This window comes from Candidatus Pelagibacter giovannonii (genome assembly GCF_012276695.1).
GTDB classification, from domain to species: Bacteria; Pseudomonadota; Alphaproteobacteria; order Pelagibacterales; family Pelagibacteraceae; genus Pelagibacter; species Pelagibacter giovannonii.
The window spans coordinates 1,266,312-1,292,845 of the sequence record NZ_CP038852.1 but is presented as its reverse complement, the minus strand read 5'-3'; the positions used below and the strand labels follow the sequence as shown (position 1 = coordinate 1,292,845).

General features: G+C 30.4%; 30 protein-coding genes. 11 read left to right on the top strand and 19 right to left on the bottom strand.

Going from position 1 to position 26,534, the window contains the following annotated elements; translation table 11 throughout:
- Positions 1–80 precede the first annotated feature (80 nt).
- On the top strand, positions 81–626 hold the full coding sequence (locus E5R92_RS06940) for a hypothetical protein (protein WP_168607360.1): 546 nt from the start codon (positions 81–83) through the stop codon (positions 624–626).
- On the opposite strand, the gene E5R92_RS06935 is transcribed toward E5R92_RS06940, so the two are convergent.
- The 4 genes from E5R92_RS06935 to E5R92_RS06920 are packed head-to-tail and all read right to left on the bottom strand — an operon-like array spanning position 623 to position 4,023.
- On the bottom strand, positions 623–793 hold the full coding sequence (locus E5R92_RS06935) for a hypothetical protein (protein WP_168607359.1): 171 nt from the start codon (positions 791–793) through the stop codon (positions 623–625). The two genes, E5R92_RS06940 and E5R92_RS06935, sit on opposite strands and share 4 nt — an antisense overlap.
- Entirely contained in the window at positions 786–1,397 is a 612-nt protein-coding gene (locus E5R92_RS06930) for a DUF3726 domain-containing protein (RefSeq protein ID WP_168607358.1), read from the bottom strand. The genes E5R92_RS06935 and E5R92_RS06930 overlap by 8 nt, the downstream gene beginning before the upstream one ends.
- Positions 1,398–1,402: 5 nt before the next feature.
- The gene (locus E5R92_RS06925) at positions 1,403–3,055 is read right to left on the bottom strand and encodes a hypothetical protein (RefSeq protein WP_168607357.1); all 1,653 of its coding nucleotides are present in this window, start codon (positions 3,053–3,055) and stop codon (positions 1,403–1,405) included.
- Entirely contained in the window at positions 3,052–4,023 is a 972-nt protein-coding gene (locus E5R92_RS06920) for a membrane dipeptidase (RefSeq protein WP_168607356.1), read from the bottom strand. Before E5R92_RS06920 ends, E5R92_RS06925 begins: the two co-directional genes overlap by 4 nt.
- A gap of 114 nt (positions 4,024–4,137) precedes the next feature.
- On the opposite strand from E5R92_RS06920, the gene purE reads away from it, so the two are divergent.
- The 4 genes from purE (at position 4,138) to E5R92_RS06900 (ending at position 6,489) form a co-directional block, all read left to right on the top strand.
- Complete coding sequence (gene purE, locus E5R92_RS06915; RefSeq protein WP_168607355.1) at positions 4,138–4,629, top strand: 5-(carboxyamino)imidazole ribonucleotide mutase; 492 nt, start codon at positions 4,138–4,140, stop codon at positions 4,627–4,629.
- A 9-nt stretch (positions 4,630–4,638) separates the two neighbouring features.
- Entirely contained in the window at positions 4,639–5,685 is a 1,047-nt protein-coding gene (locus E5R92_RS06910; protein WP_168607354.1) for a 5-(carboxyamino)imidazole ribonucleotide synthase, read from the top strand.
- 11 nt (positions 5,686–5,696) lie between these two features.
- The gene (locus tag E5R92_RS06905) at positions 5,697–6,164 is read left to right on the top strand and encodes a GNAT family N-acetyltransferase (RefSeq protein ID WP_168607353.1); all 468 of its coding nucleotides are present in this window, start codon (positions 5,697–5,699) and stop codon (positions 6,162–6,164) included.
- A 118-nt stretch (positions 6,165–6,282) separates the two neighbouring features.
- Positions 6,283–6,489: a cold-shock protein gene (locus tag E5R92_RS06900; RefSeq protein ID WP_006998008.1), complete on the top strand. Its 207-nt coding sequence runs from the start codon at positions 6,283–6,285 to the stop codon at positions 6,487–6,489.
- An 81-nt stretch (positions 6,490–6,570) separates the two neighbouring features.
- On the opposite strand, the gene E5R92_RS06895 is transcribed toward E5R92_RS06900, so the two are convergent.
- Complete coding sequence (locus E5R92_RS06895; protein ID WP_168607352.1) at positions 6,571–7,329, bottom strand: alpha/beta fold hydrolase; 759 nt, start codon at positions 7,327–7,329, stop codon at positions 6,571–6,573.
- Between the two features lie 37 nt (positions 7,330–7,366).
- Here E5R92_RS06895 and E5R92_RS06890 point away from each other — a divergent pair, with 37 nt between their 5' ends.
- From E5R92_RS06890 to E5R92_RS06880, 3 genes are read left to right on the top strand one after another with little or no spacing between them, the layout of a single operon-like run.
- The gene (locus E5R92_RS06890) at positions 7,367–7,714 is read left to right on the top strand and encodes a cupin domain-containing protein (protein ID WP_168607351.1); all 348 of its coding nucleotides are present in this window, start codon (positions 7,367–7,369) and stop codon (positions 7,712–7,714) included.
- A 48-nt stretch (positions 7,715–7,762) separates the two neighbouring features.
- Entirely contained in the window at positions 7,763–8,509 is a 747-nt protein-coding gene (locus tag E5R92_RS06885) for an aspartate/glutamate racemase family protein (RefSeq protein WP_168607350.1), read from the top strand.
- Between the two features lie 3 nt (positions 8,510–8,512).
- Positions 8,513–8,953, top strand: a complete 441-nt coding sequence (locus tag E5R92_RS06880) for a hypothetical protein (RefSeq protein ID WP_168607349.1) — start codon at positions 8,513–8,515, stop codon at positions 8,951–8,953.
- Here E5R92_RS06880 and E5R92_RS06875 read toward each other — a convergent pair.
- Entirely contained in the window at positions 8,943–9,254 is a 312-nt protein-coding gene (locus E5R92_RS06875) for a hypothetical protein (RefSeq protein WP_168607348.1), read from the bottom strand. The two genes, E5R92_RS06880 and E5R92_RS06875, sit on opposite strands and share 11 nt — an antisense overlap.
- A gap of 109 nt (positions 9,255–9,363) precedes the next feature.
- On the opposite strand from E5R92_RS06875, the gene E5R92_RS06870 reads away from it, so the two are divergent.
- On the top strand, positions 9,364–10,215 hold the full coding sequence (locus tag E5R92_RS06870) for a DMT family transporter (protein ID WP_168607347.1): 852 nt from the start codon (positions 9,364–9,366) through the stop codon (positions 10,213–10,215).
- Between the two features lie 3 nt (positions 10,216–10,218).
- On the opposite strand, the gene E5R92_RS06865 is transcribed toward E5R92_RS06870, so the two are convergent.
- From E5R92_RS06865 to E5R92_RS06850, 4 genes are read right to left on the bottom strand one after another with little or no spacing between them, the layout of a single operon-like run.
- Positions 10,219–10,806 (bottom strand): aminomethyltransferase family protein, encoded by a 588-nt coding sequence (locus E5R92_RS06865; protein ID WP_168607346.1) that lies wholly within the window; start codon positions 10,804–10,806, stop codon positions 10,219–10,221.
- Positions 10,803–13,799, bottom strand: a complete 2,997-nt coding sequence (locus E5R92_RS06860; protein ID WP_168607345.1) for a sarcosine oxidase subunit alpha family protein — start codon at positions 13,797–13,799, stop codon at positions 10,803–10,805. The genes E5R92_RS06865 and E5R92_RS06860 overlap by 4 nt, the downstream gene beginning before the upstream one ends.
- A 1-nt stretch (position 13,800) precedes the next feature.
- Positions 13,801–14,067 carry a sarcosine oxidase subunit delta gene (locus E5R92_RS06855; RefSeq protein ID WP_168607344.1) on the bottom strand — a complete coding sequence of 89 codons (267 nt, stop codon included), beginning with the start codon at positions 14,065–14,067 and terminating at the stop codon, positions 13,801–13,803.
- Positions 14,068–15,324 (bottom strand): sarcosine oxidase subunit beta family protein, encoded by a 1,257-nt coding sequence (locus tag E5R92_RS06850; RefSeq protein ID WP_168607343.1) that lies wholly within the window; start codon positions 15,322–15,324, stop codon positions 14,068–14,070.
- A gap of 127 nt (positions 15,325–15,451) precedes the next feature.
- Between E5R92_RS06850 and E5R92_RS06845 the strand changes: the two genes are divergently transcribed.
- Positions 15,452–17,137, top strand: coding sequence for a formate--tetrahydrofolate ligase (locus tag E5R92_RS06845; RefSeq protein WP_168607342.1), 1,686 nt, complete (start codon positions 15,452–15,454; stop codon positions 17,135–17,137).
- A 2-nt stretch (positions 17,138–17,139) separates the two neighbouring features.
- On the opposite strand, the gene E5R92_RS06840 is transcribed toward E5R92_RS06845, so the two are convergent.
- Genes E5R92_RS06840 through E5R92_RS06825 form a run of 4 tightly spaced genes read right to left on the bottom strand, consistent with a single transcriptional unit; the run spans position 17,140 to position 20,322 of the window.
- Positions 17,140–17,931, bottom strand: a complete 792-nt coding sequence (locus E5R92_RS06840; RefSeq protein ID WP_168607341.1) for a glutamine amidotransferase-related protein — start codon at positions 17,929–17,931, stop codon at positions 17,140–17,142.
- Positions 17,928–19,091, bottom strand: a complete 1,164-nt coding sequence (locus tag E5R92_RS06835; protein WP_168607340.1) for an iron-containing alcohol dehydrogenase — start codon at positions 19,089–19,091, stop codon at positions 17,928–17,930. The genes E5R92_RS06840 and E5R92_RS06835 overlap by 4 nt, the downstream gene beginning before the upstream one ends.
- A 14-nt stretch (positions 19,092–19,105) precedes the next feature.
- Positions 19,106–19,300 (bottom strand): hypothetical protein, encoded by a 195-nt coding sequence (locus tag E5R92_RS06830; protein ID WP_168607339.1) that lies wholly within the window; start codon positions 19,298–19,300, stop codon positions 19,106–19,108.
- A complete protein-coding gene (locus E5R92_RS06825) occupies positions 19,294–20,322 on the bottom strand; it encodes a 2-dehydropantoate 2-reductase N-terminal domain-containing protein (RefSeq protein WP_168607338.1) in 1,029 nt (342 codons plus the stop codon). Before E5R92_RS06825 ends, E5R92_RS06830 begins: the two co-directional genes overlap by 7 nt.
- An 80-nt stretch (positions 20,323–20,402) precedes the next feature.
- Here E5R92_RS06825 and E5R92_RS06820 point away from each other — a divergent pair, with 80 nt between their 5' ends.
- Positions 20,403–21,740: an NAD(P)-binding domain-containing protein gene (locus E5R92_RS06820; protein WP_168607337.1), complete on the top strand. Its 1,338-nt coding sequence runs from the start codon at positions 20,403–20,405 to the stop codon at positions 21,738–21,740.
- A 59-nt stretch (positions 21,741–21,799) separates the two neighbouring features.
- Here E5R92_RS06820 and E5R92_RS06815 read toward each other — a convergent pair whose 3' ends face one another.
- The 5 genes from E5R92_RS06815 to E5R92_RS06795 form a co-directional block, all read right to left on the bottom strand.
- Positions 21,800–23,953 (bottom strand): ABC transporter permease, encoded by a 2,154-nt coding sequence (locus tag E5R92_RS06815; protein WP_168607336.1) that lies wholly within the window; start codon positions 23,951–23,953, stop codon positions 21,800–21,802.
- Positions 23,954–23,956: 3 nt separating this feature from the next.
- The gene (locus E5R92_RS06810; protein WP_168607335.1) at positions 23,957–24,988 is read right to left on the bottom strand and encodes a quaternary amine ABC transporter ATP-binding protein; all 1,032 of its coding nucleotides are present in this window, start codon (positions 24,986–24,988) and stop codon (positions 23,957–23,959) included.
- Between the two features lie 73 nt (positions 24,989–25,061).
- Entirely contained in the window at positions 25,062–25,613 is a 552-nt protein-coding gene (locus tag E5R92_RS06805) for a hypothetical protein (protein ID WP_168607334.1), read from the bottom strand.
- A 6-nt stretch (positions 25,614–25,619) separates the two neighbouring features.
- Positions 25,620–25,994 (bottom strand): MORN repeat-containing protein, encoded by a 375-nt coding sequence (locus E5R92_RS06800; RefSeq protein ID WP_168607333.1) that lies wholly within the window; start codon positions 25,992–25,994, stop codon positions 25,620–25,622.
- A gap of 10 nt (positions 25,995–26,004) precedes the next feature.
- Complete coding sequence (locus E5R92_RS06795; protein ID WP_168607332.1) at positions 26,005–26,448, bottom strand: hypothetical protein; 444 nt, start codon at positions 26,446–26,448, stop codon at positions 26,005–26,007.
- Positions 26,449–26,534 lie beyond the last annotated feature (86 nt).

Genomic DNA, 26,534 nt, shown 5'->3' with positions numbered 1-26,534 from the left:
TGCATAATAATAGTAATTGCTTTAATACTCTTTCCACTATTTGTTTCTTACAAAGCACAGAAAAATAGAAAAAATAAATAATGTTTGGTCAGTTTTTAAATATAATTGTTCGGTCTATTAAATTAGATAAAACTCTTTACAAAGATAATAAGAACTTTGGTGAAGCTGCAATATATTTTGCAGGCCTTATAATGATATTAGACGGGTTAGCTGGGGCTGTTGCTGCAAATACTGTTATTAAAACTGCTGTTGCAATGTCTGGTTTAACTGCCATTCTTACTTGGTTTGTGTGGGGACTATTTATTTATGTGATCGGTGTAAAATTATTTCCAGATAAAGAAACAAAAGTACCATTTAAAAAAGTATTAACAGCAGTAGGGTTTGCTCATGCACCAGGGCTTTTAAGATTTTTTGCTGTAACACCAGATTTAATGATCCCAATAATATTTTTAACTCAGTTTTGGATATTTGCAGGATTAATCATTTCAACAAAACAAGTTTTAAACCTAAAGTCTAATTTTAAATCATTTGGAATAGTCTTTTTAGCTTTTTTAATAATTGCTTTTCTTTCAATATCGTTTGTAATGAGCAAAATGAATGCTCTACCCATTAGCAATATTAGTTAAATCGGAAATATAGTTTTTGAAAGTTTACAAGAATTACAGGTTTTAAATCCTGTTAAAATTAAATTTTGAGAAACACTCGGGTCTTCTTTTTTACACTCTTCACAAAAATTATCTAATTGAAGAACTTCTTCATCATTATTAGTTTGATCATCAAAGTCTTTAGTCATTATCAGTAAGGCCAGCCCCTGCTCCACCTTGTTTTAAGCTTTCATTTTCTTCAACAAACGTTTCTTCTGAAAGCTTATAGAGTTCATTCCATTCCTTTTCTTCAAACGAGTCTCTATTTTCTAAAACCTTTAAGTAAATATTTTCAGCAGTTTCGATAATTTCGTTTTTAGTATAATTTGAATAAATATTGTTATTAAAGTTTAATAAAAATTCCCTGTCATCCATTTTTAAGAATATTCTTTTACCAATCACCTCTGCTGCCCTGCTTACAAATGGTAAGAAAAGTAATGGATATGAGACTTTTTTAAACGTTATTTCGTTTAAAATTTCTAAAGTTTTAATCTGATCTAAAAAATTTACCCCTGCAATTATTGGACAATATTCATTTTTATTAGCCTCATTATCTTGCTTTATGATGCTGATATTCTCTAACCGTAATTCTTTTTTTTTCTTAAAAAAACTATTTAAGTTTTTAATTCCAGGTAAGCTAAAAATTTCAAGTAGTCTTATATTTTTTCCAATCTCTTCTGCAATCCCCCATGAATATCCGGCAGCCTTGCTTGATCTTTTAGAAACTGTATCTATTTCGCTTAATGATCTCATATTGATTAATTATAAACCCAATGTTCATCATAGTTTTTTAATTGCTCTGGTAAGGGTGCTCCTTGAAACATGCATATTCTTAACCATTTATCAGAACGTGGATCAAATTTTAATGCTCCAAAAAATGATAACTTTAATCTCAGCATATCAATAGGCATTATTTTTTGGCCAATAGTATTGTCTTGTATTTCAGAATAAGGGAATTTCTCTACTATAAATGCTCTTCTAACAACGTGTCTTAATTCATTATTAGTTGATAAAAATTTAGCAATGGTCCAGCTATTTTTATTAACCGATAACAATTCATAAAGTTTTTTAATATCTCTTGCAATTGCTAGGGGTTGCTCTAACTCAGCACCCACTTCATCAAATCTACTTGCTAGTCTTGGTTCTTCTTTATTTTTTGAAATAAACCAAAAATTTAAATTATTTTCATCTTTAGTAAAATCTATAGTTAAGATATCTGGGTATTTTTTTTCTAAGATCAGCTTTAAGTCTTCTACCGTTCGCTCAGTTGGAATATTAAAATATTTTTCTTCTTCAGAACTCATTTCTTTAATTAACGGAGACGTTATATCATCATAAGGTTCCATCATCATTGAGACAACATATTCAATACATTCTTCACAATATTCTTTTTCTAAATGGAGATATAGTTCATTAAAAGCATAATCTTGCTCAAAATTAAAATTGTTATCTAAGTAGATAATAAATCTATTAAGATCTTTTAATAAAGATTTAATTTTATTTATTTGATATTCGCTTTCAGTATTCCAAGAAGTGATATTTTTTATTGATTTTTTTAAACATTCTAAAAATAAGTTTTTATCTTTCTCTGATATTGTTTTTATCTCTCTTATCTTTTTTAAAGAAATTTCCCTTGCTGAAATCCAATTATTTAAAAGAGTTGGATGGTTAACAATAAATGGAGCCATTCCTAGCCCTGTAGAATTTCCTATTCCTAAGCTTTTACAAATATTTATATCAAGACTTACAGCTTTTTTTGGGTTCTTGTTTTTTGCAACGTGATTAACTTGATCAAAAGTAAATTGCCTAACTAAATAAACCAACATCATTTCTAATCTAAAAGGCCCGTATATTTCTTCTCTATCTTTAATTCTAAATCTATCTGCTAAACCAAATTTACCTGACCCATAAACTGCAGTTGTTCGATATAAATAACCAACACTAGTTATTAAGTCATTATCAGGCTGTTTACCTTCACTTAAGCATTCAACCACATGATTGAAAACTCTAACTGATTTATTGGCTCTTGAAAGCGTTAACTCTTTATAGGAAAGTCTGCCAAATTCTTGTTTTGGGACTTCATTTTTTAATCTTTCAATATCTTGTTTTTTTGGAACGCCATCAAAAAGCGTAAAGGCTGCATCCCATTTAGTAGCTATAACTCTATCTGATCTTTCATTTTCATCCAATTCATTTGCAAAACAAATTAATGAATACACTCTGTTTTTTTTTTTAAATGAATAAACTGCTGTGCCATAACCATGTTCATTTAATTCAAATAAATCTCTTTTATAATCCCAATCTTTAAACTCTTTTAAAAAACTTCTTAAAAATGAAAGTTTAGATTGATGAAATGACCCTAATCTTGATAATTTCATTACTATATTGGGGTCTCTTAATGAGATATTCATTGGTTCATTTCTTTGTAAAAATTGTACCAGTTGTTTCCAAGAATTCCATTAACTTCACTTACTGAAAAACCAACTTTTTTAAGTCCTGACTCTAAGTTTTTAAACCCTCTTGCATCTAAAAACCAATCTGGTTGTTTTGGAAAGCCGGGTTTATTTTTTGATCCTTCTCCATAGTTTTTGCTTTTAGTCCAAGTACCATTTCTCATCCACTCAACAATAGTATCTGGTTGGTTTAGACAAAGATCTGAACCAATTCCTATTTTTTTAACCTCCATAATCTCAGCAGTCTTAGCTGTCATTTCACAAAAGCTTTCTAAAGAACAATCTGTTCCATCTTTTAAGTGATGAGGGTATAAAGATAGACCCAACATTCCTTTATGTTCGGATAAAATTTTTAATAGTTTGTTTGACTTGTTTCTCTTAGCTGGATGCCAAAATGATGGGTTTGCATGAGTTATTGCAATCGGTTTTTCACTTATTTCGATTGCATCAATTGTACTTTTTTCTGCTGAATGAGACATATCTATTACAAGACCTAGTCTGTTCATCTCTTTAATTACCTCTTTACCAAAATTAGTAACTCCACTATCTATTGTCTCATAGCATCCTGTCGCTAGTAATGACTGATTGTTATAAGTAAGCTGCATAAATCTGCATCCTAAATCATAAACTTTTTCAACTAATCCAATGTCATCTTCTATAGGTGAACAATTTTGAAAACCAAAAAAAACTGCAGTTTTATTTTCAGATTTAGCTTTTTCTATATCTTTAAAACTTTTACCATGAAAAATTAATTCAGAATTTTCTGAAAAGTGATTTTCCCAATTTTTCAATACTGTTTTTAGCTCATCAAAATCTTCGTGGTAAACAATAGTTACGTGGATTGCATCCAGTCCTGCTTGTTTATTGATCTGAAAAATTTCTCTAGACCAGTTACAATATTGTAAATTATCAATTTTAAAATTCATTGTGATCTTATTTGTTTTAAAGAATATCAATAAGATAGATAAATTCTATTAATTTTATTGAAATTTTAGGCTTAATTTGAAATAACAATTTACGTTAGAATAAAATTACAACAAATGGCTAAAAATAAATTAAATAAAGTATCAATTGTTATGGGTAGTCAATCTGACCACAAAACCATGATATTTTGTCAAAATATTCTTAAAAAATTAAATATAAAATTTGAAACAAAAATAATATCAGCTCATAGAACCCCTAAAAGGATGTATGATTTTTCTATTAATGCTGAAAAAAATGGTATAGCGGTAATTATTGCCGGAGCTGGTGGATCTGCACATTTACCAGGAATGATTTCAGCCCTTACCTCACTACCAGTACTAGGAGTTCCAATTGAAAGTAAAAAGTTGAAAGGTCTTGATAGTCTTTTATCTATTGCACAAATGCCAAAAGGAATACCTGTTGGAACACTAGCAATTGGAGAAGATGGTGCAATTAATGCTGCTTTATTAGCTGCATCCATTATTGGTCTTAATGATTTGGCTATCAAAAAAAAATTAAACCAGTTCCGTTTAAGTCAAAGCAAATCTGTTAAAAAAAAGCCTAAATAGTTTTAAAATATGTCTAAACCAATTCTTGGAATTATAGGTGGAGGTCAGTTAGGTAGTATGCTGGCAATTGCTGCAAATAAACTTGAAATTAAAACAGTTATTTTTTGTGATGATATTGATGCCCCTGCGCAAAATTTTTCTAATGATTTTGTACACGGTGAATATAATGATAAAAATAAGATTAATGTGTTTTTGAGTAAAGTTGATGTTGTAACTTATGAATTTGAAAACATTCCATATGAAACATTAAATGAAATTAATAAAATAAAACCTGTTTTACCAAAACCTTCTGTAAATAGAATAATTCAACATAGATTAGCAGAAAAAGATTTTGTTAATAATCTTAATATAAGAACTACAAGATATGTATCTGTTGAAAAAAAATCTGACATTGAGTCGGTTGAAGAATTACTACCTGGTATACTAAAAACTACAACCCTGGGGTATGATGGTAAAGGACAGCACCCAATTAGTAGTTTGAAAAATTTAGACTCAATTAATGTTGATTACTCAAAAGGTTATATTTTAGAAAAGCTTGTTAAACTTAAAAAAGAAATCTCAATAATTATTACAAGATTTGATATTCAGAAATATGAAATTTATGAACCTATTGAAAATGTACATGAAGACCAAATTTTGAAAAGCTCTAAAATTCCAGCAGAAATTAGTGATAAAATATTAGAGCAATCAAAACTATGGGCAACTTTAATTTCTGAAGAATTAAAATATATTGGAACTTTGTGTATTGAGTTTTTCATTGACAGAAATGACAACCTTTATGTAAATGAAATTGCTCCAAGAGTTCATAACTCAGGGCATTTAACAATTAATACATATAACGTAAGTCAATTTGAAAATCATGTAAGAGCAGTTTGTAAGCTAGAACAGATACCTCTTAAAAAAATATCCAATGCAATGATGACAAATATAATTGGTGACCAAATTACTAATTATAGAAATAAAGAACATAGTGAAAATGAATTTTTCTTTGATTATCTTAAGAAAGAAATTAAACAAAAAAGAAAAATGGGACACCTAACAACCCTTCTTAAGTAGATATTACTAAAATGTTAAAATCAATCGAAGGAAATTTTGATAACCCAGAAGTTCATGAACTGCTTATAAAGCATTTCATTGAGTTAAGATCAGTTTCACCCGAAGGGAGTGCTCACGTACTTGATATAGCTGGATTAAAAGACCCAACTATTAAATTTTGGAGCCTGTGGGAAGAAAACGACCTAATGGGAAGCGGTGCATTAAAATTCCTAGATAAAGAACATGGTGAATTCAAATCTATAAGGGTTAGTGACAACTTTAGAAGTAAAGGAAATGGCGCAAAAGTCATAAATCATTTAATTAATGAGGCTAAAAAACTTAATATTAAAAGACTAAGTTTAGAAACAGGTGCTGGTTACTTCTTTTTAACTGCAAGAAAATTATTTAGTAAGTGTGGTTTTGAGGCCTGTGAGCCCTTCTCTCACTATAAAAAAGATATCAACTCTATTTATATGACAATGCTAATTAGCAACAAATAAGTCTTTAATTATTTAATCTTTTAAATTTAGTTGACAAAACCTCAATAAATCTAAACAAAGCGTAAATTGCTTAATTATAAGTAATAAAAGTAACATAATAAAAAGTAAGAAGATAAATATGAGTCTACAAGGAAAAGTAAAATGGTTCAATCCAACTAAAGGTTTTGGTTTTATTGAAAGAGAAGATAAAGAAAAAGATGTATTCGTTCACGTTTCAGCTGTTAGAGATGCTGGTATGAACGGTTTAGATGAAGGTCAAGCTTTGACTTTTGAAGTTGAAGATGGTCCAAAAGGTCCTTCAGCGGTAAATTTAAAAACTGCATAATATTCACACTTTCTATTGGCTGCAATTTTTTAATTAAATTAATTTTTTAATTATTTAGCTAAATGTTTCAGCCAATACCAATCAGTTTTTTTTAAGAAATTCACTCACTATTTTATTAAATTCATCCGGCTTCTCTAAATGAACATTATGAGAGCAGCTATCAACTATCCTAAGGTCACTATTTGTAATATTTTCTTTTAAAGTTTCCACTTGATTAAAGTTGTAAGCTTTGTCTTGATCTCCCCAAATTATCAAAGTTTTATTCTTAATATTTTTTAAATTTTCAATACCACTCCAATTTTTCATAGCAACAAGTGCATTGTCTGCTGCCTCTAAAGAAGTTTGCTTACCTGCTTCTTCACATAAGTAAAAATATTTAGATTTATCCTCTTCAATGAACCATGTTTTTGCAATTCTAAAAGCTGTATTATTCAGTCCATTAGTTTTTAGTTTCTCTCTAGAAACATCTATAGTTTCAAATCTTCCAGGTATATTTCCCCTGGGTCCTGTACCATAACAAATTAACTTTAGAATTTTTTCACCTGCGAACTTAACCATTTCTTGCACAATCATGCCACCCATTGAGTGACCTAATAAATAAAAACGTTCTATCTTTTTTTTTTCTAAACTTGTCAATATAGATTTAGCCATACCTTCAATTGAACTACATGAATTGACTTGATTGCTTTTTCCAAAACCTGGAAGTGCTGGTGCAATAATTCTATAATTTTCTTTAAAGAAATCTATTTGCAGTCTCCACATTTCAGAAGAGCCTAAAAAACCATGGACTAAAACTAAAGGAATTCCATTTCCCACATCTTCGGCAAATATATCTTGCATATTTATTAATTATTAATAATCATTGAATATAACAATTATGATTAAAAGAAAAATAACAAATCTAAAAAATATTGAGTTTATACCATTTGATAACTATGGGGCAGTTGTGCCTGGAATGAGTTGGCATAAAATTAGCTACAGTAGAGAAAATGGTGGACAAGGAACATATGTTTTAAAAATGGAACCAGGTGCAAAAAGTCTACCCCATGAACATTTGGGTTTTGAGGAATTTTTAATGTTAGATGGAGAATTAACTGATCCAGATGGAAAAGTTTTTAAGAAAGGTGATTTTATATCTTTTGAACCAGGTTCAAAGCATTCATCACACACAATAAATGGTTGCTTGGTTTTAGTCTTCATGAGAGGTATTAATCAACCCTTGTAAAATAAAAGCAAAACAAATTTATAACAATATTAAAAAGTATAAATAATTATGATTGGAATATTAGGAGGAATGGGAACACAAGCTGGGCTTGATTTTTGCAATAAACTTGCAATGCTTAATAGAGGTAAAATTGATCAAGAATATCCTCTTTTCATGCTTTACAATAAATCTAATATACCTGGAAGACCAGAGTCAATTGGTGTTCACACTAAAAGATTTTCAGATCTTCCAAGAAATTTCAAAAACAATACAAAGTATAATCAAGTTCTAAAAAGCTTGCTCGAAGGTTGTAGATCACTAGAAAAAAGTGGTTGTAAGTTTATTGTAATACCCTGTAACACTGCTCATTATTGGTATGAAGATTTGAAGAAAAAAATAAAAATACCCATCATAAATATGCCTAAAGAAGTTTTTTTAAATACAAAAAAAGTTAGTAAAATAAATTCAAAAATTGGACTTCTTGCAACAGAGGGTACTTTAAAAACAAAAATTTATGAAAAATTATTTCAGAATAAATATAGATTAATTACTCCTCTTCAAGATCTACAAATTAAATCAGTTAATAAAACTATCAAACATGTCAAAATGGGAAATATAAAACTAGCGGCAAAATCTATTAAACCTGCAGTAAATTATTTAATTAAAAATAATTGTAAAAAAATTATATTAGGCTGTACAGAATTACCAATAGCAATTTTTGCATTTAAATCATTGAAAAATGTAAAGATGTCAAAACTATATTTAGATCCAAATTTAATATTAGCCAATTCGGCTATGGTAAAATATAGAAAATAAAAGATGCCAGCTAAACTAAAAAAACCTTATGTTATTTATTTAGCTGAAGTTATTTATAAAGATATAGCTGATATTAAAAAGAATAATTTAGATATTTCTAACATAGATGCCATAGAGGGTTTTATAGGTACAAAAAAATATGAAGAAATAAGCAGTGGTAAGTTTCATGATGATTGGTTTGATTATTTAAAAAATAATAAATTTATTGATAAAAATAGTGGAGAAAAAATACCAGATGAAACTATTAAACTTTTAAACGTACAAAAAGATGCTACCGTAAAACAGCTAATAAAATACCCTGAGCTATATTATGCTAAAAGCTCTTTTCCACTTGAAATTTCTCAGCGTGCTTTTGATTTTTTATGGAGAATGTGTGAAAGTTATGAACTTTGGTGTAAAGAAACTGGGCAATCAGAACAGCTTTTATTAAATATTACTGATTAGCTAATTTAATAATTTTACTTGTCTTTTCTATTCTACTTTTTACTAAAGCAAAAAACTCTTCCTCTTTCTCTTCTTTTTTAATTTTTTTCTTTTTATTGTCTACAAGACTTTGAATATTTTCAGTAGCAGACTTACCAGTAATTTTTTTAACTGCTTGGTTAGAGCCATATGAAAGTCCAGCTTGGTAGATATTACCAGTACTGGTTAATGTGTAAGCAGGTCCTAGTAAAGATGCAGTTTGCACACAACCATTAAGAAAAAGTAGCAAGAATAATCCAGCAATTATTTTATTTAAAATCATCATACTCCTTATTAACCCTAAGTATTTATAAGCACAACTCAAGAGAGAAAGTGTTCATTTTGGATATTAATCTCTAATATTGTAATAAAATATAACCTATAACCACGGTATGGTTAAAATTTTTCCATTCATTTTTATTATTTTGTGGTCTTCAGCTTTCGTGACAACAAAGCCAATAATAGACAATAGTGATCCCTTTTCAGCATTAGCCTTTAGATTTTTTGTTGTGGCTTTTGGTTTTTTTATTTTTTCAATTTATACAAAACAAAAAATTTTAACAAATTCGAGAAACCTTCTGCAATCACTTTTTAGTGGAGTGCTTTTTCATGGTGTTTATTTGGGGGGTGTTTTTTATTCAGTTTCAATCGGTATGCCTACTGGTATTGCTGCATTAATTGTAACCTTGCAACCAATTTTAACTAATGCTTTAGCAGGAAAATTCTTGGGTGAAAAAGTTACTTTCAAACAATGGATTGGAGTGATCCTTGGATTTATTGGTGCTGCTTTAGTTTTAGGTTTTGATATTGGGTCAAGCCTTCCTGTTTTTGGAGTAATAGCATCTTTTGTTGCTCTTCTAGCTATTACAACATCAACTTTATGGCAAAAAAAAATAAGTAATGATTTACCTTTATCAGTTAGCAATATGTATCAAGCAATAGGTGGCTGTTCTTTACACATAATGATTATTTTAATTTTTAGTGAACTTTATATTAATTTTTCGTCCACATTTTTAATAGCAATGAGTCACCAGATATTTCTTGTATCTTTTGGAGCATTCACAATCTTAATGTATTTAATTAAAAATAACTCAGCAAGCAAAACAGTTTCTATATTTTTTTTAATACCACCAACTACAGCAATAATGGCATGGTTATTTTTAAATGAAAAATTAAATAATTTAGATCTAATTGGTTTTGCTGTGGCAACTCTTGGTGTTTATATTGCAACTAGAAAGAAATAAAGTTTAAATCCCTTTATAGCCAAATTCTAAGCAAGCATCAGTAATAGAATGATAAAAAGATTCTCCAAAACTTCTTAATGTGAATATTCTAATTTTGTCTGGATTGTCATCTAGCATATCAATTGTAACTGACATTCCGTTATAAGTTGAATTTAAACAGGTATCTTTTTTCAATTCATTAAAATTAAAAGGACATCCTTTTTTTAATATCTCTTTTGTATTTTTTCCTTCTACTTGAATTATCGCTCTGCTATGGGATATATTTGTTATAGCAAAATCTGTATCAACTAATTTTTCATTAATTTCTTTTAAAATTTCTTTTTTCGAAGAAACTAAAAGCCAGTTATTTGGGCCATTCCATAAAATTCTTGTATTAGCATTACAGTTTATTTTGAGAGCTTCATCTTTTAAGCTCAGATTATCTATTTTAATATTTTCAATAGCTATTAAAGAATTATTATATTTAACAATTTGAATAATTACAAAATCACTTAATTCACTTACTTTTAATAACACATCATCATTTTTCCCTTCATGATCACCAAATACTCCTTTGATATGAGTATTCTTTAATGCAGAAATTGAACTCATGATCTCACCCTTTTACCCTTTGGATCTACATAGTGTGATGAAACTATCTCTACAGGTATTGTTTTATTTTTTAAGGGTGACATTGCAAACAATTTTTGACCAATCATATTTTTTCCGTCCTTAAGAATTGCTAATGAAAACGGATTATCATTTTCAACACTCCAACAAGATGCAGAAATATATCCTAATTTAGGATTTGGAATTGGAGCCATTGCATCTTTAACTAAATGAGATCCTTCAGGGATACTTGTTTTTTTATCAACTGGAATGACACCAACCACTTTTTGCCTATCTTCTGCTATAAATGCTTTTCTATCTAAAGAACGTTTCCCTATAAAATCTTTCTTTTTACTAACAAGTCCTTCTAGAGAATTATCATAAGGAATAGTTCTACCATCAAGTTCTGATCCTGCAATATGGCCCATTTCAATTCTTAGAGTTGATAGTGCTTCAGTTCCGTAGGGCTGAATATTAAATTCTTGCCCAATTTCCATTATTTTCTCCCACATAAAGTTTCCATTGTCTGACCCAACATTAACTTCATAAGCAAGCTCTCCTGAAAATGAAATTCTAAAAATTCGTGCTTTAACTCCAAATAAATCAGCTTCTTTATATCCCATAAAAGGTAGGCCTTCATTGGAAGCATCAATATTTGGAAATAATTTTTGTAATAAATCTCTAGATTTTGGTCCTGCAATTGCTGCTCCAGCCCATTGCTCTGTAGTTGATACTACATTTACATTTAGCTCTGGCCATACAAGCTGCAAATAGTACTCTAGATGAGACAAAACATTTGCTGCTTGTGCTGTTGTTGTTGTCATGTGGTAATGGTTTTCAGAAATTCTTGTTGTTGTTCCATCATCCATAACAATTCCATCTTCTCTTAACATTACACCGTATCTTGCTTTACCTACTGGTAATTTTAACCAAGCATTAGTATAAACTCTATTTAATAATTCTGCTGCATCAGGTCCCTTAATATCAATTTTGCCCAAAGTAGTTACATCACAAACTCCCACATTTGTTCTAACATTTTTAGCTTCTCTTTTTGAACCTTCAAATAAAGTTTCTTCTCCAATTTTGTAATATCTTGGTCTCAACCAAACACCTGCATCTACAAACACTGCGTTATTTTTTTCATGCCAAGAATGCATCGGTGATTTTCTTGTTGGTTTGGAATGTTTACCAATTTCTCTTCCAACAATCGCACCAATAGTAACTGGTGTGTATGGAGGTCTAAAAGTTGTATGACCTACCTCAGGTACTATTTTATTTTCTATGTTTGAAACTAGTTGCAAGCCGTTGAGATTACTTGTTTTTCCTTGGTCTGTGGCCATTCCTAGTGTTGTGTATCTTTTTACATGTTCAATAGACCGATAACCTTCTTTTAGTGCAATTTCTATATCAGAAACAGCCACATCATTTTGAAAATCTAAAAATCTTTTATATGTTTTTCCTTTAGGTAAAGGTACGCACCAAAATTTATCATGTGTGGTTGACTTTTTCTCCATAACTGTTGGTGATGATACTTTATTGTCGTTCTTGGTAATTTTTTTTGATAATTCGTATCCACTATCAAATGAACTTTTTAAAGTTTCATCTAATGTAAAAGTTCCACTTGCAGCGCCTAAAGTTGTTTCATTTTGTTTTGATAATCCAGGTACAAATGCATCTATATCTTTATTGAATGTAGTTTTATTTCCTGATTGAGAAGCTAAGTGTATTGTTGGGGTCCAAAAGCCTGAGACACAAATACAATCACAATTAATGATTTCTAAAGTTCCTAATTCATTTTTATCATCTGAAATTTTAGCAACTTCAGCAGATTTAACTTTTTTATATCCTTTGGCTGCAACCACTACGTAAGAAAATTTAATTTGAATATCTAATTTTTTTGCTTCATCTATGATTTCTGACTTAGGTTCTTTTCTAGTATCTAAAATAATTGGATCAACACCATTCTTTTTAAATTCTATAGCTGTTTCATATCCACTATCATTATTTGTAAATATTAAAGGTTTTTTTCCAACTAGAACTCCATAAACTTTTAAATACTCTTTTGCTGCAGAAGATAACATCACTCCTGGTGTATCATTATTTCCAAATACTAAAGGTCTCTCAATTGATCCTGATGAGATTAAAACTTCTTTAGCTCTAATATACCAAAGTCTTTGTTTTGGATTATATTTTTTAGTTTTAGGTAAGTGATCACTTAATTTTTCTGACATCACTAACATATTATGATCGTAGTAACCAAATACTTGAGATCTATTTTTAACAATAACATTAGTCATTTCTTTAAGTTCAGAAATAATATTTTCTGCCCATTCTTTTCCTGTTTGATTGCCAATATTAACTTCACTAGTTAATAAAGTTCCACCAAATCTAGGTTTATCCTCTGCTAAAATTACCCTTGCTCCATTTTTAGCCGCAGCATATGCGCTTGCTAAACCAGAAGGTCCTGAGCCTGCAATTAGTAAATCACAATACTCATATTTGTGTTCGTATCTTTCTTTGTCATGTTTAGTTGATGCAACTCCAAGTCCAGCAGCTTTTCTTATAAATGGTTCATAAACTTTGTACCAAAAACTTTTTGGCCACATAAAAGTCTTGTAATAAAATCCTGCTGGAAGAAATATCTTTAAAAAATTGTTAATTGCTCCAATATCAAAATTTACACTTGGCCAACAATTAACACTTGTTGCTTCCAAACCTTCAAAGAGTTCTTGTTCTGTAGTTTTTACATTCGGCTCAGTTTCATTATTTCTATATAATTGAACAATTGCGTATGGTTCATCCACCCCTGCACCAAAAAAGCCTCTAGGTCTATGATATTTAAAGCTTCTTCCTATTAAATGAACTCCATTAGCAAGTAGCGCTGATGCTAAAGTATCACCCTCATAACCAAAATAAGTTACTCCATTAAATTTAAATGAGAGTTTTTTATCTCTATTTATTAATCCAATATTATCTAGTCTATAATTTTGATTCATATTAAATATCTTCGTTAGCTTTAGCTGTTTTAAATATTTCGTGAGTTGCAGTGTCTCTTTCTACTTTAATCCACTGTCTGCATCCTGATATATGTTGCCATAATTCTTTATGTTTTCCTCTTAAACTTTTTCTATTATAGACAAAATTATCCCAATCTTGATCTGAAACTTCCTTATTAAGCTCTGGTCTTTTAACAGTTGCATCACCACCATATGAAAATTCATTTTGAGATCTCATCCCACAGTGAGGGCATTTAATATGCAGCATTTATGAAATCCAAGTCTTTGTTCCAAGTCCTTTTTCATCAAGTAAGTGACCTGTGTTAAACCTATTTAAGCTATAACCTTCATTTAATTTGTGAACTCTATCTTGTGCAATTGTATGTGCGAATGTCCATCCTGAAGCTGGTGTGGCTTTAAATCCACCATAACACCAACCACAATTTAAATATAATCCTTCAATATGAGTCTTATCAATAATGGGTGAGCCATCCATAGACATATCCATAATCCCACCCCAAGTTCTAAGCATTTTTAATTTACTTAGAAATGGCATCATTGCAATTCCTTCTGTTAATACATGTTGGAGTGTTGGTAGGTTTCCTCTTTGGGCATAACTATTATATCCATCTAAATCTCCACCCATTACCATTTCACCTTTATCAGATTGGCTAATATAAAAATGTCCTGCTCCAAAAGTAACCACACTATCTAACACAGGTTTTACAGGTTCTGTAACACACGCTTGAAGAAGATGAGTTTCTACTGGTATAGTCATATTTAATTTTTCAGCTAAAATATTTGTACTACCTGCAACACACAAACCAATTTTTTTAACTTTTATGTCTCCCCTAGAAGTTCTCACTCCTTGAATTTTTCCACCTACAACATCAAAACCTGTTACCTCACAATTTTGAATTATATCTACACCCATTGAATCTGCTTGACGAGCATAACCCCATGCAACAGCATCATGCCTTGCTGTTCCAGCACTTGGTTGCATTAATCCACCAAATATAGGAAATCTTACATTGTCTGAAAAGTCTGCCATTGGAATAATTTCTTTAACCTCTTCTCTATTTAAAAGAACTGCATCAATACCATTTAGGCGCATTGAATTTCCTCTTCTTGCAAAAACATTCATTTGGGCATCTGAGTGTGCAAGATTAATTATTCCTCTTGGAGAAAACATTACATTGTAATTTAAATCCTGGCTCATCTTTCTCCATAGATCCATTCCAAACTCACTGAACAAAGCATTGTCGTCATGCATATAATTTGATCTTATGATTGTAGTATTTCTTCCCATATTTCCACCACCAAGCCATCCTTTTTCAATGATAGCTACATTCGTAATATTATGTTCTTTTGCGAGATAATATGCAGTAGCTAGGCCATGGCCTCCACCACCAATAATAACAACATCATATTCCTTTTTTGGAGAAGCATCTTTCCAGGCTAAATCCCACTTTTGATGACCGGAGAAAGCATTTTTTATAAGGTTAAATATAGAATATTTTTGCATTAATTAATTTTATCTAAAAGAATATAAATAGTTATTATTATTTTTATATATAATTTTTATAAGTTTCAAAAATTCATAAAAGAAGATACTAATTCCTCAAAGAAATTTTAATTTATAGGAGTTTTAAATGAGTGAAGTTAAATCAGACATTCAGATAGCTAGAGAAGCTAAAATGCAACCTATAAATGATATCTTGGCAAAAATAAATGTACCAGATGAAAGTACTGCGTTCAGTCCAATGGGCAGACATATTGCAAAAATTAACCTAGAATATTTGGATACTTTAAAAGATAAACCTGATGGAAAACTTATATTAGTTACAGCGATCACTCCCACTCCAGCTGGTGAAGGGAAAACCACAACTTCAGTTGGTTTAAATGATGGTCTAAATAAAATTGGAAAAAAATCTATTGTTTGTTTAAGAGAACCAAGCCTTGGTCCTTCTTTTGGAATGAAAGGTGGAGCAGCAGGTGGTGGTTATGCTCAAGTAGTTCCAATGGAGCAAATTAATTTACATTTTACTGGAGATTTTCACGCCATAACATCAGCTCATAATTTATTATCAGCATTAATTGATAATCATATCTATTGGGGAAATAAACTAGATATCGATGTAAGAAGAATTGTATGGAAAAGAGTAATGGATATGAACGATCGTTCTTTAAGGTCTATAAATATAAACTTAGGTGGAGTTGCAAATGGTTTTCCAAGAGAAGATGGTTTTGATATAACTGTTGCATCTGAAATCATGGCAATCTTTTGCTTATCAAATGATTTAGAAGATTTAGAAAAAAGAATTGGAAATATTACAATTGCATACACTAGAGATAAAAAACCTGTTTATGCTAAGGACTTAAAAGCACAAGGTCCGATGACTGTATTATTAAAGGATGCAATTAGACCTAATGTTACTCAAACTTTAGAAAATAATCCTGCAATTATTCATGGTGGTCCTTTTGCAAATATTGCACATGGTTGTAATTCTGTAATCGCTACAAAGACTGGGCTAAAACTTGCTGACTATGTTGTTACAGAAGCAGGATTTGGTGCAGACCTTGGTGCAGAAAAATTTCTTGATATTAAATGCAGAAAGTCAGATTTAAAACCTAGCTGTGTTGTAATTGTTGCAACTATTAGAGCTTTAAAAATGCATGGTGGTGTAGCAAAAGATGACCTTAAAACAGAAAATGTGGAAGCCTTAAAAAAAGGTTTAGTTAATCTTCAAAGACACGTGGAAAATGTTAAAAAATTTGGTTTACCGGTTGCAGTAGCTGTTAATCATTTTATTAAAGATACAGATAATGAAGTAAAAGCTTTGATAGAATTTTGTGACACTATTGGTGTTAAAGCAAGTCTCTGTACTCATTGGGCAAATGGTGGCGAAGGTACAAAAGAACTTGCAAGCCATGTTGCTGAATTATGTGAAAAAAATGAAGATAAATTTAAATTCTTATATGAAAGCAAAACTCCTCTATTTAAAAAAATAGAAACAATTGCAAAAGAAATTTATAGAGCAGATGAGGTTATTGCTGATACTAAAATTAGAGATCAATTAAAAAGCTTTGAAGATGCTGGTTACGGAGATTTCCCAATTTGTATTGCAAAAACTCAATACAGCTTTTCAACAGACCCAAGTTTAAAAGGTGCACCAACAGGACATTCTTTGCCAATCAGAGAAATTAAACTCTCATCAGGAGCAGAGTTTATTGTTGTTATATGTGGTGCTGTTATGACTATGCCTGGACTACCAAGGGTTCCAGCTGCTGACTCGATCAAACTAAATAAAGATGGTGAAATTGAAGGTCTGTTTTAAAATTAGTTACGTATATAATTAATCCAGTTTCTAACTTCACATGTTCTATTATTAAAATCTAATAGTTCATTTTGAGATTTTATGTATGAAATATGGCTTTCATATTCTTCTTCATTTAAAAAATTTTTACTTTTAAACAATCGCTCTTTACGGCCATCAATAAGTTTAAGCATTTGAGAGTACTCATAATCAGGGTGATACTGTAAGCCAATAATTTCAGAGTTTCCTGCATTAAAGCTAACACCCATTACATTGTTAACTATGTCACTTGATAAAAGAATAGCATTTTTTGGTAATTCACTTACTTCATCAAAATTAAATGCTGGTGATGTAAAAATTTGTTTTTTATCTTTATATATAAAATGCTGCTCCCCTTCATTATTAATAATTACATCTGATGCAATTCCAATGTGAGCACCATTTTTTCCAGGGTTTACTTTACCACCGGCTGCTGTTGAGCAAACTTGTAATCCCCAACAAATTGCTAAAATCTTATTTTTATGATTAAAGCAATTAGAGGCAAAATTGATATGTTTCTTAATAACATCTGTCATATCATTTATTCTCATTGCACCACCAGTAAACACAATACCATTATATTTATTCATATTTTTCAGAGCATTCGTTGTCTCATCATCATGGCCAGGATTTATAATTTCAGTATTTGTTAATGGTTCTATCTTTAAAATTAAATTTTTTAAATTATCTGCTGCAGAACTTCCAGCTGCTTTAATAAAAAACTCACTATCTTCTCTAATATTTCCTTCAACAATTAAAATATTCAAATTACTCATTTAAACAATTCTCCACTCATACTATGCTGATACATTGTTCTCATATCATTTTCAGTTAATTTTTTTGGATTTCCTCCAGTAGATGGATCAGCTAAAGCCATTTTTGATAGTCTATCAATATCAAAATTTTTTTCATCAATCACTTCTGATAATCTATGTGGCATATCCAGTTTTTTTCTTAAATCTAAAACCCAGTTAACAAAACCATCAAAAGATCTATCTTTAAGTTCTAAATAATCACAAATCTTTATTATTTTCTTTTCAATTGCATCTTTATTAAAAGTTAACACGTAAGGCATGAATATTGCATTGGATAAACCATGATGAATATTATTTAAAGCATTTACTGGATGGCTTAACGAGTGAATTGCCCCCAAGCCTTTTTGAAATGCTGTTGATCCCATGCTTGCTGCTGTTAACATGTTTTGTCGAGCTTCAATATTTGATCCGTTGTTAACTGCTTCAAGTAACCATTCATTAATTAATCTCATACCCTCTAAAGCAATTCCATCAGCCATTGGGTGATATCCTGGAGCGCAATATGCTTCTAAATTGTGAGCTAGCGCATCCATACCAGTTGCGGCTGTAATCTTTGCAGGCAAACTAAGTGTTAATACTGGATCTAAAATAACTATTGAAGGTAAAAACTTAGGATGAAAAATTATATTTTTTACACCCGTTTCTTCATTTAATATTACAGATGCTCGCCCTGTTTCTGATCCTGTTCCAGCAGTTGTTGGTACAGCAATAATTGGTGCAATTTTGTCAGAGTTTGCTTTAGTCCAATTATCATCAACATCTTCAAAATCCCAAATAGGTAAGGTTTGACCTGACATAAAAGCAATTGCTTTACCAACGTCTAAGCCACTACCTCCTCCAAAAGCTATTACTCCATCACAATCATTTTTATTATAATAATCAGCACCCTCAGTTACATTGGTGCCAGTTGGATTACCCACAACATCTGAATATAATTCAGTCGAAATACCACCTTCTTTTAAATTCGCTAGAACATTGATTACGATTTTTGATTTAGCAAGACCACTATCAGTTACTAACAATGGTTTATTAATATTTAAAGTTTTACAAGCAATACTTAAATCTTTAATTCTATTTTTTCCAACCCACATAGTTGTTGGATAATTCCAATTTGACTTCATTTAAGGGTCTCTTTTTAATTTTTATTTTTTTTAATTTCTTCTTCACAGAATTTTTTAGCCTCTTCAAGATCTGTAATTTTTGATTTAGATAATTTTTGACTTCCAGCTAGGCAGGCATCGACAGCTCTTTTTAAATTATGATCACTAAAATTTAGAATAACCACCATTCCAAGCACTATAAAAATAAATATTAATATATTTTTTACCATTGAATTTCTAACTTCTTATTTTCACATATAGTGTTTAGCATACTAAACATTAATGGAAAATGTTTAGAATTAAGATCTTGTAAAATTTTTGGTCCAATTTCCAATGCAAGCTGCGCACCTTCTACTGTAATATTTTTCATAAATTTTTCCTTTGCATCTTTATATAAATATCCCTCACCTAAATATTTTCCCATCAAGCTATTTCTTCCTCCTATTGCACTTACATATAAATCACCTAAGCCAGCTAGACCATAAACTGTATCTGCTCTACCCCCATAAAAAGAAACAAATTCAACCATTTCAGAAATTGATCTATGAATTAATGAGGCCGATGTATTTAAATAATATTTAGATTGAATTTCTTTAGGCGCATTTGAATTGCTTAATCCTTCAGATGCTCCAATTAACATTGAATAAATATTTTTAATTGCACCTGATAACTCAATGCCAGTTAAGTCATCTGACACTTCTGTTGAATAATAGTTTGTTGATATAATCTTTTTTAATTTTTCAGTTTCTTTAATATCTGGGTTTGCAATAACTGTTCCTGTTCTCATTTTATATGCAAGACCTGCTGCTAAACAAGGTCCTTTAATTGCTGAAATGTTTACTTCTCCATGACCTTTTTCCTTGAGAAGTTTTTTAATTTTATCTGAAAGTGTTATTAATTCATTGTCCTCTATGGCCAAACCTTTTGTTAATAAAATAATGGGAGTATTTTTTTTATAATTTTTTGATATTTGATTAACAAACCATTCAATTCCTACAGAGCTAACTCCAGCAACAATTATATCCACCTCACCTTCAAATATTGATTGTAATTTTTCAAATTTTTCTACCTTTAATTTTGATGGTAATTCAATATTTAAGGCAGGATGAAGATTATTATTTGATTTAATATTATTTATTAAATCATCCTCTAAATGCGTACCAACAAGTGTTACCTCATTCTGGTTTTCAAGGCATGGCACAGCGAATGCTGACCCCATTGCTCCAGCACCGATAATAATAATTTTTTTCATAATACTGTATTTTTTTATATTAATTTTTAGCATTTTGTTGGTAAAGTACAGTTATAAATTTATTAGGGAGAGGTGATTTTATGACAAAAGTAGCAATTATTGGTGCTGGGCCTTGTGGTTTATCTGCTTTGAGATCTTTTGAGCAAGCTGAAAAAAAAGGTGAAAAAATACCTGAAATAGTTTGTTTTGATAAACAAGAAGATTGGGGAGGCTTATGGAATTACAGTTGGAGAACAGGTTCTGACCAATACGGAGACCCTGTACCTAACAGCATGTATAGATATCTTTGGTCAAACGGCCCTAAAGAATGTCTAGAGTTTGCTGATTATTCATTTGATGAACACTTTGGAAAACCAATTCCATCTTTTCCTCCTAGAGAAGTTTTATACGATTACATTTTAGGTAGAGTTAAAAAGGGAAATTTAAAATCTAAAATTAAATTTAACACTTCTGTTATCAATGTTTCTTATGAGGATAATAGTTTTGAAGTTACTTATCGTGATAAAAAAAATGATAAGATTTCAAAAGATATTTTTGATTATGTGATTGTTTCAACTGGTCATTTTTCAGTTCCATTTATCCCTGAATATCCTGGAATGAAGGCGTTCCCTGGAAGAATAATGCACTCTCATGATTTTAGAGATGCAGAAGAATTTCGAGATAAAAATGTTGTTGTTTTAGGAAGCAGTTATTCTGCTGAAGATGTAGCTCTTCAGTGTCATAAGTATGGTGCAAAAAGTGTAACCATAGCCTATAGACATAATCCAATGGGGTTTAAATGGCCCAATGGAATGAAAGAAGTTTTTCACCTAGATAGACTTGAGGGTAACAAGGCAATATTTAAAGACGGTCATATACAAGAAACAGATGCTTTAATTTTATGTACAGGATATCTCCATCATTTTCCTTTTATATCTGAAGGTCTTAAATTAAAAACAGGGAACAGATTATATCCACCAAAGTTATATAAGGGTGTGGTTTGGCAAAATAATCACAAATTAATATACCTAGGTATGCAAGATCAATTTCATACTTTTAATATGTTTGATTGTCAGGCTTGGTTTGCAAGAGATGTTATAATGGGAAAAATTAAAGTTCCAAGTGACTCAGAGATTGAAAAAGATATTAATAAATGGGTATCTCTTGAAGAAAAATTAGAAAGTGCCGATCAAATGATCGATTTCCAAACAGAGTACACAAAAGAACTTCATGATTTATCTGATTATCCAAAAATTGATTTTGAATTAATTAGAAAAACTTTTAAAGAATGGGAACATCATAAAGTCGAAAATATTATGACTTATAGAAATAAGTCATTTGCTTCACCAGTGACTGGATCCGTTGGTCCTAAACATCATACTGATTGGGAAATTGCTATGGACGATTCTTTAAAAACTTTTTTAGATCAGTCAAAATAATTATTTTTAAATTTGTTAGATTTTTTCAGTAGATCTTTTTTAGAAGTTGAATATTATTTCTAATCTATACCTAGGTGTTTTTTTCTTTTTTCTACCCAAGTTCGGATTAAATTATCAAAAATCAAGCCTATAAAAGCAACACAAAGACCTAGTGTTAGGCCTATACCTGCACCTTTTTTATCAGATATAGCTTTTAAAATATATTGTCCTAAATCCTCAGTTCCAATAAATGCACCAATAATTACCATAAACAAAGCAAATACAATTGTTTGATTTAAACCAAGCATCATGTGAGGAAGTGCTAATGGGAATTCTATTTTCAGCAATCTTTGTATTTTTGTTACACCAGACATTGAGGCTGCATCATGTAAAGAAGATGGAACACTTCTTAATCCTTCAATAGTATATCTCGTTGCAGGTATGGTTGCATAAACAACTACAGCAATTAACACTGATGTATCTGTAACTCCAAAAAGCATCATTACTGGAATTAAATATACAAATGAAGGGAATGTTTGAAAAATATCACAAACTCCCAACATAAAATTTGTGGTATGTTTATTCTGAAAACATAAAGTTCCAACAGTAAAACCAATTATACAAGACAAGATAACTCCAAAAGTTGCCATGTATGTTGTAACTAAAGCTCTGTCCCACCATGGACTTAATGCTATAAATAATGTCAAAGCACCCACTACAAAAGCTGAACGTATTCCTCCAATTATATAGCCAGCTCCCATAACTAAAACAAAGGTTGCAACAATAGGCATTCTTAAATAGGCAGCACGCATAGGCTGCAATACATCAACTATCAACCATGTATTAAAAATTTTTAAAGTTTGAAAGAAAGTATCCCAAATCCAATCAACTCCTTTATTCCAAAAATCTGCTGTTGATATTCCTTTATTGTGGGGAATTTCATACAAATAATTAAAACCTTCCTTAAAGTAAAAAGACCCAACATAAGCAAGTATAATTCCAATAAATATTGCACCAGAAAAAAATAATGTATTTTTATATCTTTGAAAAAAAGTTAGGTTACCAAAGTAATCTATTTGTTTATTTGCCCAAGCTAATGACAATTTATCAAGTAATATTGCAATCAAACTGATACATAAACCTGCTTCTAGCGCTAATCCAATGTTCAGCTGGTTTAGAGCTAACAATAGATTAAATCCTAAACCTTTAGCACCTATAAACGCTGAAATTACTGCCATAGAAAAACACACCATGATAACTTGATTTACTCCAATCAAAATATCCCTTCTTGCAGTTGGGATTAATACTTTAAACATAAGTTGTAAATTATTACATCCACTCATTTTACCAGCTTCAATAACTTCAGGCGATACCCCTCTAAGACCTAACAAAGTCAGTAGTATCATTGGTGGAACAGCTACAACCATAGTTATAATTACTCCGGCATGATCTCCAACACCAAAGAGAACAATTGCTGGAACTAATACTGCGTATTGAGGCATAGTCTGCATAACTAAAAGTATTGGGTATAAAGCTTTCTCCACACGTTTACTTTTGAACGCTGCAATCCCTAAACTCAAACCAAAAATAAAAGATAGTGGTGCTGCTACTAATATAAAAGAAAGTGTTTGCATAGAAGGTTTCCATTGACCAAAAATAGAAATATAAATCATGACTATAGCAGCGAATAAAGCTAGACCTTTACCACTTAATTTATATCCAAGTACCGCTGCACCCGCAGCAACAATTGTCCAAGGCAATCCTGGCAATTCTGCCCATGAATTTTCACTTATCCAATCCCAACTTGTAAATGCAACAATAGTTTCAACACCACCTAATAAAATCTCTCTTATTAATTCTATGAGAAACGTTATAAATGAGGTTAAATTTCTTGTTATTTGTAAAACTAGAGGTCGTGTTTTAAATTCTTGAGTGTCTTCATTCCAAAATTCCATTGGCATCCAATCATTCATTAAAAAAAATAATGAATCGTTTATCCATATAGGTAACCATCCAAGCAAAGGAGGTAGTCTCCAAAATACATCAAATGCATAATACCTTACTTCTGCACCAAAGAGCGTGTAAGTGCTTTGATTTGGATCTTTAATGAATTCTGCTTGACCTCTAATAAATTTATAAGTTTCTGGGACATCAATTGCAAAACATAAAGTAAAAAAAGCAACTAACAAAAATAACCATTGAAATACTTTTGGATACTTTTTTAATAATTCCATATTTTAATCATTATTTTTTTTTCCACCAAAAACTGTATGAATTATTTTTGATGGATGAACAGTACCAACAATTTGATTGTTTTCATCGATTACAGATACTGACTTTTCTTGGGTTAAAATTTTTTCGGCAACATTTTCAATTATTTCATTTCTTAAAACCTTTAAATCACTTAAATTTTCATTATTTGGTTTTTCCATCACATCTTCTATTTTCAAAACCTTCTCCCTAGGAACTTCCTCAGTAAAATTTTTTACATACTCTGTTGCTGGATTTAACACAATGTTAGCTGGGGTATCTAGTTGTTCAATTATACCATCTTTCATTATTGCGATACGGTCAGCAAGTTTTAAGGCTTCATCAAAATCATGTGTAATAAACATAATTGTTTTTTGTAATTTTTCTTGAAGTCTCAAAAATTCATCTTGCATCTCTTTTCTAATTAGTGGATCTAATGCAGAAAATGGTTCGTCTAAAAACCAAATATCAGGCTCAACAGCTAATGATCGAGCAATACCTACTCTTTGCTGTTGACCACCAGAAAGTTCTCTTGGAAAATAATTTTCCCTACCATCAAGACCAACAAGCCTAACCATTTCCATTGCTTTGATAATGCTATCTTTAGTTTTAATGCCCTTGATTTGAAGTGGGAAAGCAATATTTTCCACAACTGTTTTATGAGGAAGCAAAGCAAAACTTTGAAACACCATACCCATTTTATTTCTTCTAAGGTCAATAAGTTCTTTGTTGCTTAATGAAAGTAAATCTTGACCTTCTATAAAAATCTTTCCAGAAGTTGCATCTGTTAATCTAGAAATACATCTTAACAATGTTGATTTCCCTGAGCCCGACAAACCCATCACAACTAACATTTCACCTCTTGCAACCTCAAAAGAAGCATTGTTCACACCCACTATGCATCCGTTTTCTTGAAATGCTTTGGCATCTACATTTCCATTTGCCTCTTGGAGCATCTTTTTGGCATTAGTACCAAAAATTTTGTAAACAGATTCACATTTTATTACTGTATCAGTCATAATGTTTTAATAAGTTATACGAAATAAAAATTAAAATCACTTTTTATATTATTTATACTTATTATTTTTCTCCTCAAAAATTTTTAATAAAATAAACTCTTGTATCAATTCCAGTACTTAAAAAATTTAAAACTTCACCGTTAACAGTAATCTTTTCATCCACCCCAACATTATTTCCACTCACTGTAAACCCTGCAAAGCATTTATTATTTTCCTTATTCCATTTTACAAACGTTTCATCAATTTTGTTTCCATTAATAGTATAAATGTGATGTGCTCTAAAATTCAAAAAATTGGCACCCATAATTGCACGCTGTGGAATAATCTTTGTTGCATTGCAAACTTTTTCATATTGCTCTAAAGACAATTTATAATGATCAGTTCCTTCATAGAATACTAAAATTCCTGATGGTAAACTTGAAATCAGTTCATTTTGTTTTCTTGTTTCTTCAATTCTTTCTTCTTCTATTTTCATTTTAGCAATTAGCTCTTCACCCTCACCAAAAATATTATTTAAGATAGCAAAGGAAAAAATTACAATAATTATTAAGATGATAAGACCTCCAAATTGTCTAACTGGCTCAGATATCTTCTTTAGTTTATTTAAATATATATTTTGTAACATTTTTATCTATTCTTGGAATTTGCCATTTTTCCAAATTCCTTTTTTTTCTTTTCCATCAGACCATGTAAATGTTCCTTCTCCATTCATAAATCCATTGGCCCATTCCCCATCATAAGTTGCTCCGTTTGGAAATGTTAAAATACCATTTCCACTCCACACACTATTTTTAAACTCACCTTTATAAATATATCCATTTGGCCAAGTCTCGACTCCTTGTCCTTGCTTTTGTGTGCCAACCCAATTACCTTCATATGTTGTTTTGTCAGTGTAAGTCCATTTACCAAAACCATCCTTACAATTTCCTTCACAACCTGTCTTTCGAGCTGATGCTGATGTTGCAATTAAAAAACTTAAAGCTATATAAAATAAATATTTTTTCATTTTTTTAAATTCAACTGCATAAGTAAAAAGAAATATTTTTTTCAAGATTATCACTTTTTATACCTATTGTAATTTCGTGAACTAATTCACCCGATTTTCTATTAATTATACCTGATTCTGAATAATTTTTTCCTTCATCAAAAGCTTTGAATAAAACTATGTCTTTATTTACAACTTTTACTTCAAATTTTGCAGTTTGAGAAAGGAACAATGATAACCCATTGATCAAAAGTTTTTCTGGTTGTTTTGCATCGATTTCAAATTTTTCTAAATTTTGATTTTCTAAATCTTTTGCAAAAAAAGTTTTATAATTATATTCTGAATTCTTGAGTATTTTCTTTTCTAATTCACATACAAAACCAATTTTAATATCCTCTTGTATATCTATATTTTTTGCAAAAGAAGAATTAAAAACTAATAGACTGATAGATATATATAAAAAAAACTTTATCATTTAATCAATTAGATCCGTAATTTGAATTTGTGCGAAAGCACATTCTTTAAAAAAATCCCCCCCAACATTGTTGGGAGAGATTTCAA